Annotated in this window: 12 protein-coding genes; 2 read left to right on the top strand and 10 right to left on the bottom strand. The window is 73.1% G+C overall.

Going from position 1 to position 18,674, the window contains the following annotated elements:
- Positions 1–36: 36 nt before the first annotated feature.
- From WME89_RS36225 to WME89_RS36190, 8 genes are all read right to left on the bottom strand, one after another.
- Complete coding sequence (locus WME89_RS36225) at positions 37–558, bottom strand: hypothetical protein (protein WP_438004197.1); 522 nt, start codon at positions 556–558, stop codon at positions 37–39.
- Positions 559–1,047: 489 nt separating this feature from the next.
- Positions 1,048–2,448, bottom strand: a complete 1,401-nt coding sequence (locus WME89_RS36220) for a S41 family peptidase (protein WP_438004196.1) — start codon at positions 2,446–2,448, stop codon at positions 1,048–1,050.
- A 270-nt stretch (positions 2,449–2,718) separates the two neighbouring features.
- Positions 2,719–4,320 (bottom strand): hypothetical protein, encoded by a 1,602-nt coding sequence (locus WME89_RS36215; protein WP_438004195.1) that lies wholly within the window; start codon positions 4,318–4,320, stop codon positions 2,719–2,721.
- A 480-nt stretch (positions 4,321–4,800) separates the two neighbouring features.
- Entirely contained in the window at positions 4,801–6,453 is a 1,653-nt protein-coding gene (locus WME89_RS36210) for a hypothetical protein (RefSeq protein WP_438004194.1), read from the bottom strand.
- Between the two features lie 87 nt (positions 6,454–6,540).
- Positions 6,541–7,176, bottom strand: coding sequence for a hypothetical protein (locus WME89_RS36205; RefSeq protein ID WP_438004193.1), 636 nt, complete (start codon positions 7,174–7,176; stop codon positions 6,541–6,543).
- Positions 7,177–7,414: 238 nt separating this feature from the next.
- Positions 7,415–9,031 carry a hypothetical protein gene (locus WME89_RS36200; protein ID WP_438004192.1) on the bottom strand — a complete coding sequence of 539 codons (1,617 nt, stop codon included), beginning with the start codon at positions 9,029–9,031 and terminating at the stop codon, positions 7,415–7,417.
- 308 nt (positions 9,032–9,339) lie between these two features.
- The gene (locus WME89_RS36195) at positions 9,340–10,323 is read right to left on the bottom strand and encodes a tetratricopeptide repeat protein (protein ID WP_438004191.1); all 984 of its coding nucleotides are present in this window, start codon (positions 10,321–10,323) and stop codon (positions 9,340–9,342) included.
- Positions 10,324–10,333: 10 nt separating this feature from the next.
- Positions 10,334–11,983, bottom strand: coding sequence for a serine/threonine-protein kinase (locus WME89_RS36190; protein WP_438004190.1), 1,650 nt, complete (start codon positions 11,981–11,983; stop codon positions 10,334–10,336).
- Positions 11,984–12,295: 312 nt separating this feature from the next.
- Between WME89_RS36190 and WME89_RS36185 the strand changes: the two genes are divergently transcribed.
- On the top strand, positions 12,296–12,931 hold the full coding sequence (locus tag WME89_RS36185) for an FmdE family protein (protein WP_438004189.1): 636 nt from the start codon (positions 12,296–12,298) through the stop codon (positions 12,929–12,931).
- A gap of 104 nt (positions 12,932–13,035) precedes the next feature.
- Here WME89_RS36185 and WME89_RS36180 read toward each other — a convergent pair whose 3' ends face one another.
- Positions 13,036–13,812 (bottom strand): ATPase, encoded by a 777-nt coding sequence (locus WME89_RS36180; protein ID WP_438004188.1) that lies wholly within the window; start codon positions 13,810–13,812, stop codon positions 13,036–13,038.
- A 739-nt stretch (positions 13,813–14,551) separates the two neighbouring features.
- Between WME89_RS36180 and WME89_RS36175 the strand changes: the two genes are divergently transcribed.
- The gene (locus WME89_RS36175) at positions 14,552–15,037 is read left to right on the top strand and encodes an N-acetyltransferase family protein (RefSeq protein WP_438012015.1); all 486 of its coding nucleotides are present in this window, start codon (positions 14,552–14,554) and stop codon (positions 15,035–15,037) included.
- A gap of 142 nt (positions 15,038–15,179) precedes the next feature.
- On the opposite strand, the gene WME89_RS36170 is transcribed toward WME89_RS36175, so the two are convergent.
- Positions 15,180–17,591, bottom strand: coding sequence for a rhamnogalacturonan lyase (locus WME89_RS36170; RefSeq protein WP_438004187.1), 2,412 nt, complete (start codon positions 17,589–17,591; stop codon positions 15,180–15,182).
- Positions 17,592–18,674: the final 1,083 nt, after the last annotated feature.

Below are 18,674 nucleotides of genomic sequence, written 5' to 3'. Positions count from 1 at the left end.
CTTCGGGGTGAGCGCTCCCGGCGCGGGAGCGCCGGCTCAGAATCGCCATCGGAGCTCGGCGGACGACGCGCCGATCGAGAGGGTGGGCGCGCGCAGCGAGGCGGCCTCGGCGCCGCGCGCGCCGACCGCGAACTGGCGCTGGAGGTAGACCTCCTCGTGGGCGAAGCCGGCGACGTACAGGAGGAGCCCGCCGACCTGGGCCACGGCGTCCATCGTGAGCCAGAACATGGCCGAGCCCTCGGCGCCTTCCAGCGTCGTCGCCGCGATCATCGGGCCGACGAACGGGATGAACAGCGGCCCGAACTGGTCGAAGTCCTCGTCCCCGAGGGTCGCGATGCTCGCCACCGTGAACGAGAGCGCGTACGGGACGCCGAACGTCACGAGCCCCGCCCCGACGAGCGTGCGGTCCGCCCTGGTCTTGAACGCGTAGCCGCGCGGGACCGGATCCCCCTCCACGTACTCGATGGTCCGCGGGTTGGCCCACGGCGGGAGCGGCGGCGGCAGGTAGTAGCCGTGCGGAAAGGGCATCTGCGCGCCGCCCGGAGGCGTCTGGGACACGCCCGGAGGCGTCGCGGGATCGCCGGGAGGCGTCTGGGACGCGCCGGCAGGCATCGCGGAATCGCCAGGAGGCGCCTGGGACGCGCCCGGAGGCGCCTGGGACGCGCCCGGAGGCGCCTGGGACGCGCCAGGAGGCGTCTGGGACGCGCCCGGAGGTGCCTGGGACGCGCCGGGAGGCGCCTGGGACGCGCTCGCAGGCTTCGGGGACGCGCCCGGCGCCGCAGGAGGCGCAACCTGGTTGCCGGATGCAGCCTTCGGGCGGGCGGCCGGCGCCTGCGCGGCCGCGGGCGCGGCCATCCCGAGCAGCATGACGATCGACGCGACGGCCGGCGCGCGGCGGGCGCGCGACGCGGCGGCGCGGCGAGGCGGCACGGTACTCCCTTCCAATTGCCTGTGCGGCATGCTGGCTCCCGTCGCGCTCACGGCGACTCCAAGGAACTGCGGGTGCTTCGGTGCAGCGAGGCCAGGATACGCGGACCGTTCACGAACTCAACGCCGTGCGCACGTCGCCCGCGCGCCGCGGCGAGGCGCGCTGGCGGGCCAGCCGCGCCGCGCCAGAGCGGCCGCGTCGCCCGCAGGGTCGGCGCCGTCGAGCCGCACGTCGGGCTCGAAGCCGCGCAGCTCGGCGAAGTCGCCGAGCGGGTCGCGAAACGCCCGGGTGCCGAGCGAGAGCGTGACGCCCGAGCGCGGGAGCCGGAAGAGCGCGACCTCGCCGACGCTCATGCCGCCGCGGGTGTTCTGCCCGGCCACGAGCGCGCCGGGGATCTGGCGGACCAGCGCGAGCAGCATCTCGCACGCCGACGCACAGCCGCGGTCGACCAGGAAGACGGCGCGCCCCTCGAGCGCCCCCGCCGCCTGCCCGCGCACCACGGCGCCGCGGGTCGTGAGGTCGGCGCGCGGTGCTGCGGAGCCCGGGCGCGCCCGCAGCGCCCCGGCGAGGCGCTCCAGCGCGGCGAGGTGCTCGACGAAGCGCGGCCGCGCCGCCTCCGGGACGTCGCCGCGCGCGAGCCGCCGCCGGACGCTGTTCGCGCGCCCCTCCGCCGCGGCGACGGAGATGACCTCGCGCTCGTCGAGCGCGCAGAGGGGCGCGTCGGTCAGCGCGAGCGCGAACCGCTCGGCGAAGCGGTAATCGCCGCCGGTGTTGCCGCGCAGGTCCACGACGAAGGCGGGCGCGCGCCGGAGCTCGGCCGCGAGCGCGGGCAAGGCCGCGAGCGACGCGGTGGCGGCGCTGTCGAAGGTGCGGATGGCGAGCACCGGGACGCCGTCGCGGCCGCGCGTGAGCTCGACGGGCGCGCCGTGGCGAGGGCGGCGCGGCGGCGCGGCCCATCGCGGGAGGCCCGACAGCGGCGCCTCCGCCACAGCGACCGCGCGAGGGGAAGCGCGCGGGCGCGCGCTCGAGGAAGCGCGCGCGGAGCTGCGGGGCGCGGGGCCGGACGGGCGCAGCGGGGCGGCGGTCGACCGGAGCGGGGCGCGACCGCCGTGGCCGAACGCGAGGTGGCCGTCGGGCGCCCCGAACAGGTCGCGGAGGAGCCGCGCGAGCTCTTCGGGCCGCCACGCCGCGCGGCCGCGGAGCGCGCCCTCGGCCCGGGCGATCGCGCGCGGCGAGGGCGACGGCGAGCGCCCGTCGAGCCCCGCGTACGCTTGCTCGAAGGCGTAGCGCGCGTCGTCGAGATCGCGGAGCGCCTCGGCCGCGGACACGATCCGCGGCCCGCGATCGAGGTCGGCGTCCGGGATGCGCAGGCTCCGCAGCGGCGCGGGGTCGCGCGAGGGGGCGCGCGCCGGCGCCGGCGCGCACGCGAGCGAGGCGAAGGAGAGCACCGCGATGAGCGGCGCGGCGACCGCGCCGGCCGGGGCGCGGCGCCGCCGGTCGGGCGAGCTTCTGGCGAGCATCGCGCGCGAGGGTGCGACGGCGCGCGCCGCCGGCGCAAGCGGCGCCGCCCGGGCTCGTGAAGGCGGCCACCACACCGCACCGAGATCCAGGGCAGCAGCACCCGGGCCTGAACGACGTCATCGGCGTGACGATCGGCGACGTCGGCACGCTGGAGCGCTGGCTCGACCAGGCCCCTCACGGCGGCGACCGCCGCCGAGGCGCTGCGCTGACGCGCGCGGCGCCCGCGCTCCTGCTGCTGGCTCGAGGCCCGGCGGCAGGCGCGATCGCGATCAGGGCGCGTCCGCGAGCCGCGAGACGAACCCGCGCGGCCCTGCGGCTGCGTCGCCGCCGAGCAGGTCGCCGAGCTCCAGATCGAGCTTCCCCGTCACGTTCCCCGCGACAACCAGGGGGCCGCCGGCGGCCCCGGCCGCCACGCCGACCTGCAGGTCGGCGGTGTCCCCTTCGAGCTTGGACGCCGAGACGAGGTGACCGGCTGCGTCGAGCTTCATCAAGAACCCTGCCTGCTTCCCTGCCGGGGCCGCGAGCTTCAGGCCGCTCCCCAGGTCGAGCTCGCCCGAGAACAGCCCGGTGACGTGGATCGAGCCCGCCCCGTCCACCGTCACGCCGGAGGCCCTCTGGGCGGTGGACGCGTCGCCGAACCCGCGGCTCCACACCGCCCCGTACTCCGAGACGCGCGCGACGAAGACGTTGTCCGTGTTGCCCGCGTCGGGCATCCGCGGGCAGGCATCGCCGAGCTCGAGGGGCCCGGCGTAGTTGCCGACGAGGACGAGATCGCCGTCCGGGAGCTGCGCGACCCCGCGGGGCTCGACGCGCTGGTCTCCCTCGGCGCGCAACGTCGTGAACTGCCGCGGAGCGCCGTCGTCCAGCGCATAGCGCGCGACGAAGAGCCCGTGCCCCTCCGTGGTGCGGGACGGGTCCTCTCCGACCGTGACGGCTCCGTTCGCGGCGTTGTAGCTGCCCACGACCGTCAGGGACCCCGCCGTCGCGCTGGCGACGAGCGCCCTGACGGACACGGCCGCCGGGTCGCCGAGGTCGAGGTCCCACTTGCACGCGCCGCTCTCCGGATCGAGGGCGGCGATCAGCGAGGCCCCCTCCGCGACCGTCCGCCGGATGACGCACGGGCCGTAGCTCCTGCCCTTGCCCGCCGATTCGATGGCGAGGACGACCGCGCCGGAGGTCGCCGCGAGGCCGCGCGGGGTGGTGCCCCCATCGAAATCGACGCTCCACGCCCAGGTGCATTGACCCGCTGAATCCAGCGCTGCCACGAAGCTGGGCCGGTGGCTGACCCCGCCCTGAGGGCCGATATGGCACTGCGCCCCGGAGAGCCGCACGCTGGCGCTCGACTCTCCCGCCACGAACGTGACACCCGGGGTGACAGCCAGGTGCGTGCCCTGGACGCCGGACGCCGGGGCCGGGAGATCGCTCTTGCGTGCCCCGCTCGCGCTCCACCTCGCGACGGTGAACGAGGATGTCGCGGTGAGCGAGGCTGTCTCGTTGACGAGGGCCATCACCTCATCATCCAGCGCCGCTATACCGTTTACGCTCGCGCCGACCGTGTCGCCCCAGAGGCCGGACGGCTCGACGAGCGCTGCCCCCTCTGCCTCGTTGCAGGCCGGATCCCCCCCTCCCGCGCCCGAGCCGACCGCGCTGACCGCGGACGCGCCGCCTGCGGACGCGCCGCCCGCGGACGCGCCGCCCGCGGATGAGCCGCTCACGGACGAGCCGCTCACGGACGAGCCGCTCACGGACGAGGACGCGCCGGCATCCGCGTCTATCGGATCTTCCTGACCGACCTCGAGGCCGATGAGGTCGTTGCAACCTCCGGCGGCGGCGGCGCACAGCCCAGCGCAGCACACGGCTCGGAACTTCATGAGAGGTGGATTCATCTCGGCGCCGTCTCCGCCGTCTCTATTGCACGGTGTGGTCCTGCCCGCCATGAGGCCAGCGCCAGCGCAATGGCTGGTCCTCCTCGACACGCAGGGTGCTCGAGCTCGGCGCCGAGAGCGTGGCGCACACCCCGAGCACGACTCCGTTGCTGTAGACGACGTCTGTCGGAAACACGGTGGTTGCGTCCCGACAACCCGATTCACCCTTGAAGTCGATTGCGGGGATCTCCTTACGCCTCCTTGCCGCTCCAGTCGGCGTCGAAGCCCTCCTCCCGGATGTCGAGGCCCGTCCTGGCTCGGCGGAGGGAGGCCGAGGTGGATCAACGCGTCACCACCGTGGCGGCCCGTGCCGCCGAGCTCGGTGGGCAGGCGGCCCGCCTGCGTCGCTGCAGGCGGCGACGCCCGGGAAGCTCGGTCAGGGCGAGCGGACTCAGGCGTCTGGCGGCTCCGGGGCGCGAGCGCGGCTCAGCGCACGCCCGAGAGCCTCACGATGAAGCCGTGCGACCCCGGATCGCCGTCGTCGCTGTCGCCGTCGTCGCCGCTGCCGAGCGGCTCGTCGAGCCCGAGGTCGAGCGTCCCCGTCACCTCGCCGGCGACGTAGAGCGGCGCGCCGGGAGCCCTGCCGGCCGCGACGACCCTCAGGGCGACGGCGCCGTTGCCCTGGAACCTGGCCGCCGACACGAGGTTGCCTCGCGAGTCCAGCCGCATCAGGAAGCCCGCCCGGCGCTCCGCCATGAGCGTGCCGGCGCTCCCCAGCGCGATCGCGCCCTCGAAATGTCCCGTGACGTAGATGGAGCCAGCGTCGTCCACCGCCACGGAGGTCGCGGTCTGGTCGGCGGTCGCGTCGCCGAACCCGCGGCTCCACACGACGCCGGACTCCGAGACGCGCGCGATGAAGAAATTCTCGGTGTCGCCCGCGTCGGGCAGCTCGGGGCATCCTTCCCCGAAGCCGAGGGTCTCCCGGTACATGCCGGCGATCACGACATCGCCGCCCGGGAGCAGCGCGGCCCCGTGCGTCGGCACGTACTGGTCTCCCTTGGCGCTCAGCGTCGTGACCTCCTGCCTCGCGCCGTCGCTCGACACGAAGCGCGCGACGAAGATGTCGCGTCCCTGCGAGGCGAAGGGCGTGTCCCCGCCGAACGAGACCTCTCCGCTGCGCGCGTCGTAGTCGCCCACCACGGCCGTCAGCCTCGATCCTGGCCTCGAGTCCGCGGCCAGCGCCTTGACCGTCACGGATTCTCGCGGCCCGAGGATGTGCTTCCACTTGCACGCGCCGTCCTCCGGGTAGACCGCGGCGACGAGCGTCGAGTTCGCCGGGAGATCGTCGAGCTTGCAGGGGCCGAAGGTCGTGCTCTTTCCCGTGGAGTCGAAATCGACGGCGAAGATGACCGCCTCGGACGTCGCCGCGAGATCGCGCGCGGTGATGCCGTGATCGGAGTCGAGGCCCCACGCCCAAGCGCAGCGGCCGCTCGTGTCGAGCGCGGCCATGAAGCCGAGCGTGTTGCTGGTGCCGAGCAAGGGCGGGCCGACGCGGCACCCCAGCACCCCGCCGGGCAGATCGACGGCCCCCTGGGCCTCGCCGGCCACGTAGGTGAAGTCCTTTCCGACAGCCACATGCGAGCCCCAGACGTCGTTCGCCGACAGGCCGTATCCACTGTTGCGCGTTCCACCTTCGCTCCACTTCGCGACGGAGAAGCGATAGCGCCCGTCGGCGAGGGTGTCGGTGAAGACGGCCGCCACCGCGTCGTCCAGCGACGCGAGGTCGCCCACGTCGAAGCCGACGGTCTCGCCCCAGACGCCGGACGGCGCGACGATGACTCCGCCAGCCTCGCTGCACCACGGACCGCCGCCGCCGCTGCCCCCGCCGCCGTCGCCGCCGGCGCCCGAGCCGCCGGCGCCCGAGCCTCCCGCGCCCGCGCCCTCGCCGCCGGCGCCTGACGCTGAGGCCGCACCTGCTCCGCCGGAGCCCCCCGCGCCGGCGTCGCCCGAGGAGGAGGTCGCGCCTGACACCGAGGCCGGGCCCGCGCCGGCCTGCGATGGATCCAGCTCGCCGATCTCGAGCCCGATGATCGTAGTGCAGCCTCCCGTGAGGGCGGCGAGCACGAAAGCGCAGGACACGCCGGAAAGAAGCTTACCGTGCTCGCGTTTCATCACGTCGACTCTCCATTGCGTGGCACCCTCGAGGCCGCCATCGAGCGCGCGGGCTCAGTGGCACTTCCTGACGTAATTGGGATAGAGGACGCCGAACTGGCAGGTGGCGCTGCAGGTGCCGAACGCGGTTACGGCCCCGCACGGGACGTCGGCCTGGAACACGTTGGACGCGGCGCTGCAGAGAGGGAGAAGGTTGGAGCAGTTGACCGCCCGGAATTCCCTCTCCTCGGCGCCGCTGCAGTCGTAATCGAAGCCGCCCCCCGTCGTGATCGGCGTGCCATAGAACGTGCTGGGCTGGCCGGGGTGGACCAGGGGATTGTCGTCGTTGCAATCGGTGCCGCCCTCGCACGCCTTCGACCGGTAGCCGTCGTCGTCGGCGTCGCAGTCGACCGTGCCGCCGCCGCCGGAGCCGGAGGCCGACGAGCTGGCGCTGGAGCTCGCCGTCGCGCCGCCGTCGCCGCCGGCGCTCGCGCTGGAGCTCGCCGCGCCGCCGTCGCCGCCGGCGCTGGCGGTGGAGCCCGCCGCGCCGCCGCCTTCCCCACCCTCGCCGCCGGCGCTGGCGGTAGAGCCCGCCGTACCGCCGCCGGAGCTCGCCGCGTCGGACGACGAAACCGTGCTCGCCGAGGACGCGGTGGAGCTCGCGGCGCCTCCGCCAGCGCTCGAGGCGCTCGCCTCTCCGGTGAAGGTCACGTCGGGGAATCCGCACCCGGCGCCGGCGCTCAGAGCGGCCGCCACCGCGGGGAGAGCCAGGCGGAAAACGGGATGAAGCGATCGCATCGTTGGATGGAATGCCACCGTTCTCACCGGCGTCAACCGGCGGCTTGCGCCGCGCTGCGGCGATCGGGTCGCAGCGCCTGCGGCGTCGTGTGGAAATGTCGTGGGATCCTGGCCAGGCACGCCGGATCCCGGCGAGGGCCGAGCGCCGCGGTCACTGCATGCCGGTGACGCGCGCGATGAACCCTTCTCCCGTGTCGTCGCTGGAGTGATCGCTGGGCACGAGATAGAAGGTCTGCGTCAGCTCACCTGCGACGTAGAGCGGATCGCGGAGGGTCGGCCCCGGCGCGACCGCCCACACCCAGACCATCCCCTCGCCGACGAGCTCGGAGGCCGAGAGGACGTTGCCGCGGTCGCTGAGCACGAGCAGAAAGCTCGCGATCTGATCCTCCGGAGCGGCGAGCTTCATGCCGTCCCCCAGGTCGATCGTGCCCTCGAGCGTCCCTGTTGCGTAGATGGAGCCCTCCCGATCCGTCGCCACGCTGACGACCAGCTGATCGTCCACTTCGTCGCCGAAGCCGCGGCTCCAGACCAGGCCGCCCCTGCCGACGCGCAGGATGAAAGTGTTCCCCGTCCTCGACGTCTCCCCTGCAGACGGCATCAACGGGCATTCGTCCTCGAAATCCAGGAAAAGCCCCGAGTAGGTCCCGGCGATCACGACGTCGCCGTCCGGGAGCAACGCCGCCCCGCGCCGCGCCACCGCCTGGAACCCCGGCGCGTTGATCGTGATGACGTCGTTCAGGCCACCGTCGGTCAGGCGGAAGCGCGCGATGAAGAGATCGCTCTCCTGGGAGGCGGGGAGCGGCCTTCCCTGCATCAGGATGGGGTTGTCCGGCGCCTTGTAATCGCCGACCACCACCGCCTCCATGGCCTCGGTGTCGACCATGACCGACGCGATGTGCACGGCGTCCGGCGTTCCGAGCGAGCGGCTCCACTGGCACTTCCCGGCCTTGCTGAACGCGATGACCTCCGCGGAGGTCTTCGCGTTTTCGGACCCGAGCACGCAGTCGTCGGTGCTCGCGACGGCCGGCCCTGACAGCGACGCCGCGAAGATGATCTGCTCGGGGGTCGCCGCCAGGCCGAGCGGGGTGGTGTTGGACTCGGCATCGACGCTCCACGCCCACCTGCACGCGCCCTTCTCATCGAGCGCCATCAGGAAGCTCGGCCTGGGGGTGGTGTCGGCCTTCGCCGTGATCGCGCATCCGTCGGCCAGCACGGGCACATCGACGCGTGGCACGCCGACGCCGGTGATGTAGGTCATCTCCGACGCGATGGTCAGGTGCTCGCCCTGGAAGCTGCCCGCCAGCTCGCTCGTCTCCATCGCATAGTCGCTATCGGGGGTCCCGGAGGCGGCGTTCCACCGCGCGACGGCCAGATTGCTCGCCTTGTTGACGAGGGCCGTCACCGCGCCCCCCTGCGCCTTGATGTCGATGATCTGCAGGCCCGCCAGCGTGCCCCACTCGCCCGAAGGGGCGCGGGTGGCCCCTTCGCGCACGTAGCTGCAGAGGGGCTCCTCGCCGCCGCCGCCGCCGGTACCGCCGCCGGTACCGCCGCCGCCCGCGTCGCCGCCGCCCGCGCCGCCGCCGCCGCCGGTACCGCTGCCGCCCTCGCCGCCCGCCGATACGCTCGACACGGTCGCGCCCCCGCCCCCGGTCGATTCATCGAGCTCGCCGATCTCGAGCCCGATGATCGTCGTGCAGCCTCCCGTGGAGGCGGCGGCGAGCAGCGCGGCGCCGCAGACGGCCCGAATGCTCCCGAGATCGCGCTTCATCACTTCGGCTCCCCGCCGCACGACGACCCCGCCGCGGCCGAAAGACCGCCCCCACCGGACCTGCGGTGTCCACTCATGTCGTCGCTCCGGGGGTCGAAGAGGTCTGGACGCATCCGTCGATGAAACCCGCCGCTCTCTCCGGCGTCAACGGCCCGCCGGAGCGCGCGGCGCGGCGCGCCGGTCAATCTGTGAGGCGCCGTGGTTGCGTGTCGTGCGCTCTGTGCTCCGGGGCGGTGAGCTCACGTCGCTCGTCCAGATCGAGCTCGGCTCGAGGGCCCGTGTCGAGCGCGACGGGCGTCGCGGAGCCCTCAGAAGACCAGCGTGGCCACGGCGCCGCCCGGCACGACGCCGAGCGTCGCCCGCGGGGCGGAGGACGCCGGCGCCGACGAGGGCGCCGTGAACACGAGCACCGCGCCGGCGCCCAGCGCCGCCGCCCCGACGACGAACGCGACCGTCGAGAGCGTCCCCGCGGTCGCGCCCTGCTCCTGCAGCCGGATCCCCTCCGCCGAGCAGACGTTGGCCTCGTTGCAGTGGTCGTCCGCGTCGCCCATCTTGCCGATCGCGCGCAGCCCGAACACGGCGCCGACGCCGATCCCGACCGCGCCGACGCCGGCGCTGATCCAGCCGGCCGTCCGCCACCCGGAACTCCCCGCCTCGCGCGGGCCCTCCTTCGGCGGGAGCCCAGGCCCCGCGCTCCCGCCGGCCGCGGGCGCCTCCGGCGCGACGAGCAGCTCGGCCTGCGCGCCCTCGGCGAGCTGCAGCGTGAACGTCTTCTGCTTCCGGCCCGGCGCCGACGCCGTCACCTGGACATCGCCCGGGTCCACGGGCAGCGGCGAGCCAAGCGAGCCCGCGCCGACCGGGATCCCCGCGCGCTGCACGGCCGTGTCCGGCGGCGCGCCGGGCGCGAGGCGGATGGTGAGCCTCGGGACGCGGCCCTCGAGCGCCGTCGCGCGCGCCTGCGCGATGGGCCGCCGGTCGTCGCTCGCCGGCAGATCGCGCGCGAGCTGGCGGAAGATCGACCACGCTGTCGCGACCCTGCCGCGCTTCTCCTCGCAGTCCGCGAGGTTGAGCAGCGCCCCTGGCGCCGGATCGAGCTCGTAGCTCTCCCGGAACTTCGGGCACGCGGTCTCGTAGTCCTTCGCCTGGAGCGCCGCCCTGCCGGCGTCGAAGAGCGCCTCGGCGGCCGCAGGATCGCGCGCCTGCGCGGAGGCGTCGGGGCAGGCGAGGAGCACGGCTCCCCCCAGGGCGAGCACCTCGGCCGGGAATCGTCTACGCGAGCTCGATCTACGCATCCGTGCGACCTCAACGTCTCCTGTTGAACGGGTCCTCCGCGGGCGGCGGCGGGGTCGCCGGCGGCGTCGCGGTCGGCGCCTTCGCCACCGGCGCGCTCGCGGACGGACGCGCCCGGGTCCCCACGGCCGGCCTCGAGGTGGGCGCGGACGCGCTCGCGGGCGCGGACGGCGCGGAAGCGCTCGCCGGCGGCGCGCTCGCGGGCGCGGACGGCGCGATCGCCGGGACCGCATCGCCGGACGGCGCCCCGGCCCCGGGCGAGGCCGCGTGGCCGGGCGGCTCCGGCGCCGCGGCGGCGCTCGAGAGGGTGTGCGGCTCGGCCTCGACCGGGGAGGCGTGCGACGCGTCCTCGGAGCCCGCGGCGCCGTCCCCGCGCTGCCACCACACGAGCGCGACAAGCGCGCCCACGGCCAGCGCGCCGGCAGCAGCGATGACGGCGCCGGTCATCGTCGAGCGCGGCACGGCGCGCTCCCCGCCGACCGAGCGCTCCACGACCGGCGAGACCGTGCCGGCGCTGGCGGCGCCGCCGCCGGACGCGCCGCTGCCGGGCGCGCTGCCGATGGCGGTGCCCGCCGTGGTGAACTCCGTGCCGCCCGGCCCGCTCCCGGGGCCGCGCACCTGCACCGACACGCGCCCGGACTCCGACTGCGCGGCCTGGCGTCCGGGCTCCGAGGACGCGGAGACGCGCCCGGGATCGCTGAACGTGAACGGGCGCCCGGCCTCCGAGGACGAGCCCGGGGACGCGTCGAGCCCGGCGCCGCCCCGCGCCAGGTCGAGCCCGGCGCCGCCCCGCGCCTGGCGGAGCGCGCGCTGCATCGCGCGGGCGTTTGGCCAGCGCCTGTCGGGGTCGAACGCGAGGGCCACGTCGATGACGCCGGCGACCGGCGGCGGCAGGGAAGGCAGGACGCTCCCCACGGGGGGGGCGGGCTGGGTCATGGCCGCGAGCAGGAGCAGCGGGAGCGTCTCGGCCTCGTGCACGTAGCGCCCCGAGAGGAGCTGGAACATCGTGCTCCCCACGGCCCAGAGGTCGGTGCGCGCGTCGACCCTGTCCCACTGCCCTCGCGCCTGCTCAGGCGGCATGAACTGCGGCGTGCCCATCAGGCTGCCGGCGCGCGTGGACGCGTTCGTCGGGCCGGAGAGCTCGCGCAGCCGCGCGATGCCGAAGTCGAGCACCTTGAGCTGGCCCTGGCGCGTGAGGAACAGGTTGTCGGGCTTGAGGTCGCGGTGGACGATCCCGCGCTCGTGCGCCACGGCGAGCACGTCGAGCAGGTCGTCCACGATGCCGAGCACCTCGCCGACGCCGAGCATGCCGGCCGGCTCGCGCGCGCGGCGCGCCTCGACCGTCTCCCCCTCGAGCAGCTCCATCACCAGGAACACCGAGCCGTCGTCGGTGACGTCGTCGTCGAGCACGCGGACGATGCCCGGGTGATCCACCCGGTTGGCGACGTAGCCCTCGCGCAGGAAGCGCGAGCGCGCTTCCTCGTCCCCGGACAGCTCGCGGCGGAGCATCTTCACCGCGCCGCGCATCCCGTTGCGGTGCGTGCCGGCGTAGACCACGGCCATCCCGCCGAAGCCGAGCAGGCGGTCGAGGCGCCATTTGCTGCGCAGGACCTGGCCCACCAGCGCCTCCGGCCGGAAGCCTTCAGGGTCGACTCGGGTCATCGGCGAGGACCATTCCCTGGACTGGCCACGTGGGGCATCGCCTCGCCAGCGAGGCCCGCGGAGCCGGCGAGGCCAGCGCGGCTCGAGGGGCAGGGATGGCTGACGGGAGCGCAAGGCATGACGGGCGCATGTTACCCCGGTCTGGCGCGGCGGGGCGTGAAACCGTCCAAGGTCGGCGCAGGGCACGCGCGCGCCCGCGCCGGGATTCCGGCGGCGCGGGGAGCGGCGCGGGACGCGGGGCGTGGCTCCGATGCCCTTGACGTCGCGCGCGAACGGGGACACTTCGCCTGCTTCCCGGAGGATCGAGCGAGCATGCGCAAGACGGTGAGCCACGCGGCGTTGATCCTCCTCGCCGCCGTTTCCTCGGCCCGGTGCGGCGGGGCGAGCCCCGGCGAGGGCGCCCACCACCCCGCGGGGCCCTCTCGACATGCGCAGGGGGCCGCGCAGCACGCGCACGGGCCCGCGGGGCATGACCACGGGCGCGCGCCGGGTCGGCCGTCCGCGGAGGCTCAGGACGAGGAGCTGCGCGCGGTCGCCGCGATCCACGGCGGGGCGGGGCCGTGGGCGGTCGCCGGCTACCGCATGGGGCGGTATGCGCTCGCGAGGCTCGGGCTGCCGGCGCGGAGCTTCGACCTCGAGGTGGTGCACCACAGCCCGCGGAGCGTGCAGTTCTCCTGCATCGCGGACGGCGCGGCCGCGGCCACGGGGGCCAGCCTCGGGAAGCTCAACCTCAGCCTGGTCGAGGCGAGCGAGGCCGGTATCGAGACCACGTACCGCCGCAGGTCGACCGGGCAGGCCGTGACCCTGCGCCCGTCGGCGGCCTTCCGCGCGCGCTTCCGCGATGTGCCGAGAGAGCGGCTGGCGGAGGCCGGCAAAGAGGTCCTCTCCTTGCCTGACGCCGAGGTGTTCGAGGAGGTGCCGGCGCGCGCCGCCAGCTCGCCGGAGTGACGCGCCCCTCCCGCGGGCGGGCCGGCGCGCTCGATGGGGGATCTCAACTCTTCGGGACGAGCCAAGCGCCCCCTCATTGACGCGCCCGCTGCGGCCTGGGGCGATTACCCCTCGTCCTCGCCCTCGTTTGGCTCGCCGTCTTCCGTTGCGCCCTCCTCCGACGCGTCGCCTTCCGGCGCGCCGTCCTCCGCGGCGGCCTCGCTGTCCTCCTCATCTCCGGTGGACGCGGCGCCGCGGGAGAGGGGGAAGGGCGCATAGTCCTTCATCTTGTCGGTGCCAGCGTACCAGTACTCCGCGGCGGCGCGCAGCCTCCGCTCGGCGTGCACGACGAGCGTGTACGCAGCGTCGCGGAGCTTGCGCGAGCGCTGCGCCTCGGGAGAGAGCGTCTTGTCGGCGAGCATGCGCGCGAGCAGCGGCGAGAGCTCGCGGAGGCGGGCCGCCGCGTCGGCCTCGCCGCGAGGCGCCTTGTGGAGGGCCTCCGCGTGCTCGGAGCAGAGCAAGAGGAGGTCGGAGACGTCCTGAACCAGATCCGCGTCGCCGCTGCCTGCGCGGATCGCCATGAGCCGCTTTTGCCCTTCGGGGCTCTTCTTGAAGCGGAGATCGAAGAAGCGGAGGAGCGTTTGCCTGTGCAGGGCGGCCTCGGCGGCCGGCCCCTTGAACATCGCGACGGCCTGCTCTTGACGCTGCTGCGCGGCTTGCCAGCGCGATTGCGCGGCGCGCAGGAGCTCGATCTTGTCGCGGAGCGCGTGGATCTCCTCGCGTGTGAGCGTGGGCTCGTCCTCGGGGAACGGGGTGCGGACGAGATCGGCCGCGTCGCGCTCGGCGGCGAGCTGGATGCGGCTCGTCCAGATGACGCGTCGAGCGAGCTTGCCTGGAAACACCACGGTGTCGTCGCCGAGCGACTCGGCCTCTCGGAGGAGCTCGGCCTCGCGGGCAGCGCTCAGCGCCTACGCTGCTGCTCTCGTCGAGGAGCGAGGCGCGCCCTGTGTCTCGCGCGCGGCGCGCTTCCTTGCGGCCTTGTTGGTCCTGGACGACGTGGTGGTGGATGCCTTTGCCATGGTGAAGATGCGCCTCCTTGTCGGGGCCAGCGCCCCCCGGAATGAGGGGCCGGAGGATCGGCGAGGGTATCGGCGAACAAGGCATTGGCCAGAGGAGAGCACGAGTCGGTCACGTCGCGAGGGAGGCGCTGGGGCCGAGGGTTGGGAGAGGCGGTGTGCCGCGGCATCGAGGGGAGCGGCGTGCCCGGCGCCGCGCGCAACGGGCCGCGGAGCTGGCGGAGGGGGCGCACGAGGGAGGAAGAGCTGCGCAGCCATCATGAAACGCGCGCGAGACGACGCTGAGGCTACGCAGGAGACCCACCGGGGCTGCGCAGGAGCCGGACGATGGTGACGAAGGACACCGACAGGGGTGCGCAGGAGGGGCGCGGGGGCCGCGCAGGACTGGGCCGAGTGTAGCGTAGGACACCAACGGGGGGCGCAGGAGGGCCGAGGGGGCCGCGCAGGAGGCCGCCAGGGCTTGCGCAGGAGGCCGTCGGGGCTTGCGCAGGAGGTCGTCAGGGCTTGCGCAGCAGGACCGATGGGCTGCGCAGGAGGGCCGATGGGCTGCGCAGGAGGGCCGATGATGCAGATCCGGGAGTTCGCCGAGGGTGACTGGTCTCAGGTGTGGACGATCGTGCGGGAGGTGGTGCAGGCGCAGGAGACCTTCGTGTACGACCCGGAGATGACCGTCGAGCAGGCACACGACATCTGGGTCGAGGTACCGCCCGGGTTGACGGTGGTTGCCGTCGAGGACGACTGCGTCCTCGGAACTGCCAAGATGGGAACGAATCGTCCCGGACCGGGAGCACATGTGTCGACAGCGAGCTTCATGGTCGCTGCCGACGCCCGGGGTCGGGGTGTGGGTACCGCGTTGTGCCGGTTCGCGCTGGACTGGGCCCGGAGACGCGGATACGCCGGAATGCAGTTCAACGCCGTGGTCGAGTCGAATCGCTCAGCTGTAGAACTCTATGAGCGGCATGGCTTCAGCGTGATCGGCACGGTACCCCGCGCCTTCGCGCATCCGGCTCTGGGACGCGTGGGGCTGCACGTCATGTACCGCGACCTCTAGTACACCGGCGGCGTGATCGAGGCGGACTGGTGAGCAGCGGCGCGGTCTGGACGGCACCGCGGCCGCCGCATGGTCATCTGCTTGCGCCGTCGCTCGGCGGAGCCACGGCGTGTCGTGGAAGCCGCGCGACGACACGCCGGCATCACCGCACCGTGATGTTGGGCCTGGGGGGCTCCCTCATGCCGCCGCCGATGTGGAAGCTGGTGTGCGGCGGCTGGTTGTAGGTCGCGTTTTGCGCCGACACGTTGGCACGGTACTGCGGATCGTGCATCAGCGTGTAGATGCGGCGGTTGGTGACGTGATTGGTGGTGTAGATGCGCAGGCTGCTGCCGCACAGGAACACGACCTCCTCGCGCCAGTCGCCGAACAGATCCGCGCTGAGCGTCGGCACCGATTTGCTGCCGTTGATCGAGGTGCAGCCTTCCGCGGTGAAGCCCCGACCTTCGCGGTCGAAGTTCACGACGGTGTTGCCGTTGAGCAGCTCGCGGCTCTCGTCGCCGTCCCACCAGACAAGGAAGTTCACCTCGCGGGGACGGGAGCCGATGCTGCGACCGTTGGCGGCATTGAACAGGCCGGCGGTGTTGGTCCAGGCCTCACCTCCGGGGTTGTCGGGAGTGATGTCGTCGGCAGCGCCGCGGCCCGGTCCCTCGCCGTCGCTGTTGGGGCCGCGCCACAGGACCTCGCAGGTCTCCGCATCCCGAAGGAAGTACGAGGGCACGCCGTCAGCTTCGGTCGGCTGGAACACCTCGAGCCCGGGGCGCGAGGGGACCAGGTCGGCGACGTGCAGCGCGTCGCCGTGTGCGTAGAAGCCGACGGCGCACTTGCCCCTGCCGTCGGGGCCGATCGTCGCGCCACCCGGGATGATCTCCTGCCTCAGATCGCCGTCCGTGTCCGCCGCCATGACGCTGTGAACGCCCTTGCCGGCGTAGGCGCCATTGCCTCTCGCCGAGGAATCGAAGCTCCACATCAGGCTCAGCCTGCCGTCGCGGTAGTTGTACGCTCCGAACGTCGTCCGGGCGTAGTAGCCCCGCTGCATGACGACGCTCGGTCTGCCCGAGTCATCGAGGAACGCCAGCGTCGCGTTGTAGCGATCCGAGCGGTTGCCGTTGTTGTCGCCGAAGCTGCCGCTTCCGTAGGGGGCGTGGTACGCGATGGTCGCGAGCTCCGAGCCGTCGACGCCGCTGAAGACCGTGAGATATTCCGGCCCGCTCAAGATCTTGCCCGCCCCGTTGCGGTAGTCTCGCCGGTCGTCATCGCTGGCGGCGGGGCCGGTGTGCAGGAATTCTCCCTTACCATCGCGTGTGCCGGGCGCGGTCTTGACGGCGATCTCCGCGCGACCATCGCCATCCAGGTCGTACACGACGAAGGGCGTTGTGTGCTCGCTCTCGCGGATGTTGATGCCGAGGTCGATGCGCCACAAGAAGGTGCCGTCTGTGTCGTAGGCCGCGAGCTTGGGCTGGCCGGTGCGGCCGTCTTGCGACGGATCGCGCGGGGTGTCCTGCTCTTTGACCACGAGCTCGTAGTCGCCGTCGCCGTCGAGATCGCCGGGGGAGGCGTCACCGGCGTCGTAACCGGCGGGCGTTCGGAGCGGGATGGTCAGATAGTTTCGCTCCCACGTGGGTGTGCCCGCGTCCCCGTCACGCGTGTTGGCCGAGTCGCCCTGCTCGGCGCCACCGATCACGGCGCGGACAGTGTACTTCGCGGTTCTGGGGGCCCCCGAATCGTAGTAGTTGGTCGAGTTGGTGATGGGAGCGCCGTTCACCTTGGTGCCGTCGCGGTAGACGTTGAACCCGATCCCGCGATCCTCGTAGCCCATGAGCCGCCAGCTGATGAAGTTGCCTTCGCCCGAGCGCACGGCCACCACGCCGCGGCACAGGTTCTCCATCGCGACGTGGCCGGTCGCGGCGCCCGGCTTCACTCCGCAGATTGACTCGCCTGGATCTCCGGTGCCGCTGCCACCACCACCAGTCGAGGCGCTGCCACCACCACCAGTCGAGGCGCTGCCACCACCACCAGTCGAGGCGCTGCCACCACCGCCGCCCGAGCCGGCGCCCTCCACCGGCACGAGCTCGATGTAGTCGACCTTCAGGTCGTAGCCCGACGCGGAGGAGTTCTTGCCCGTGACCTGGAACGAGAACTCGACATTGCCGGAGAGCGCCTTCTCCCCGAGCGTCGCCGTCGTCCAGCTGTCGCCTGTGGACGAGTTGTAGGCGTCAATGCTCGCCACCGTCGAGCCGGCCACCTTGACGTCGTACCTGCCGTACACGTTCCGCCTCGAGTAGCGGAGGACGATCTTGTACGTGCCAGCCTCGACCGACTTCGAGAACTTGAAGAAATCGCCGCCCTGGTTGGCGCGGAACTTCACGTCACCCGCGTTGGTCTCGATCCTGTCTCCGGAGGAGATCGACCACGACTGCCCCTCGGCCTCCATCCTGACGACGCTGAGCGCGTCGCTCAGGGAGTCCACGTCCACGAAGCCATCGCCCGCCGCAACGCAGCCGGCGAGACCGAGCGACAGCAACCTACCGAGAGTGTAAGCAAACTTGAATTTCATGGTTGCACCTAATCCAGTTGGTTAAGAAGCCTCGACGCCGATCCGCCCGCTGAGGTCGTCCGACACCGCAGGCTCGCTGCGCTCCGGCTCGACAAGCGCTCCACCGCGCGTTCGCCAAAGGCGTAACGCAACGCGCGGGCCAAAAGGCGGCTGCGGTACGCACTCAGGGCTCTCGCCATGAGCAAGGCCATGGTGCCGTACGCAATGTACCTGACTTTAATACTCTCCTTTCAAGCGAATCTGGAAAAGCTGAACGCTGACCCGACGTCGCCGGAGCCTTGCGTGCGTGAGCAGGTCAGAACACTCAGGGACCGAGCGACCGCTGAGCCGCCGCACGGAACGTCCCAGATCACATGTCTAAGAATCGACTGGTATGTGTGATGAGGCGCTGGCTTTCGGTCACCACTCTGAGGCGTCCGCTCGTCTTTTTTTGGTGACGCCCCCGGCGGTTCCGCAACAACGGAATTTGGTGGCGGAGCGGATCACCCGTGGCGCTGCAGCCGCGGCGCGAATCCGGCTTCGCGCAGGCCTTGGCGGGCCTGAGCCGCAGACATCACCTTGGGCCGACGGTCGTCGCGCCGGCTTGCGGCATCACCATCCAACGATGGGGCCCACGAACGTCACCCCGCCCGCGACGGCCGTCGCCGCGGCGAGCCCGGCGCGCGGCCTCGACCGCGCCCGCCGTCGACGAGCAGGCCATTCAGGCCAGTGCCAGCCTCCAGGTCATCTTTACCTGCGCCACGCCTGCGAACAGCCCTTCACCCGCCAGACGTTCGTCCAGGAGGAGCTGCGTTCTCCGGCGCTCCACCTGTTCCTCCTGCGGTGCGAAGGAGGCACCCTGGACGAGCTTCGGCGAGCGGCTCGTCGCGCAGCTCCGGAGTCAGGGCGTTCCCCTCGCGCCCGACGCCCTCCAGGCGGCGGGCACCTCCATCGAGCCTGCCCACGCGGCCTTCGCGCGGGCCCTCCAGCAGGTGCTCTTCCCGCTCCGCGCCCGGCCCATGGACGTCGACCTGGCCCGGGTCCTCGGGGGCCGCGAGCGCCACGCGCTCCGCCTCGCGAGCCGCTACTTCGAGCGATACACCT

Source organism: Sorangium sp. So ce321, from assembly GCF_051530195.1.
Classification (GTDB): domain Bacteria; phylum Myxococcota_A; class Polyangia; order Polyangiales; family Polyangiaceae; genus Sorangium.
This window is presented reverse-complemented; position numbering and strand designations above follow the sequence as displayed.

Coding starts and splice junctions, on each gene's coding strand:
- WME89_RS36220 (WP_438004196.1), bottom strand. CDS start 2,448: ATGCTCGCCAGAAGCTCGCCCGACCGGCGGCGCCGCGCCCCGGCCGGC.
- WME89_RS36215 (WP_438004195.1), bottom strand. CDS start 4,320: ATGAAGTTCCGAGCCGTGTGCTGCGCTGGGCTGTGCGCCGCCGCCGCC.
- WME89_RS36200 (WP_438004192.1), bottom strand. CDS start 9,031: ATGAAGCGCGATCTCGGGAGCATTCGGGCCGTCTGCGGCGCCGCGCTG.
- WME89_RS36195 (WP_438004191.1), bottom strand. CDS start 10,323: ATGCGTAGATCGAGCTCGCGTAGACGATTCCCGGCCGAGGTGCTCGCC.
- WME89_RS36190 (WP_438004190.1), bottom strand. CDS start 11,983: ATGACCCGAGTCGACCCTGAAGGCTTCCGGCCGGAGGCGCTGGTGGGC.
- WME89_RS36185 (WP_438004189.1), top strand. CDS start 12,296: ATGCGCAAGACGGTGAGCCACGCGGCGTTGATCCTCCTCGCCGCCGTT.
- WME89_RS36175 (WP_438012015.1), top strand. CDS start 14,552: ATGCAGATCCGGGAGTTCGCCGAGGGTGACTGGTCTCAGGTGTGGACG.
- WME89_RS36170 (WP_438004187.1), bottom strand. CDS start 17,591: ATGAAATTCAAGTTTGCTTACACTCTCGGTAGGTTGCTGTCGCTCGGT.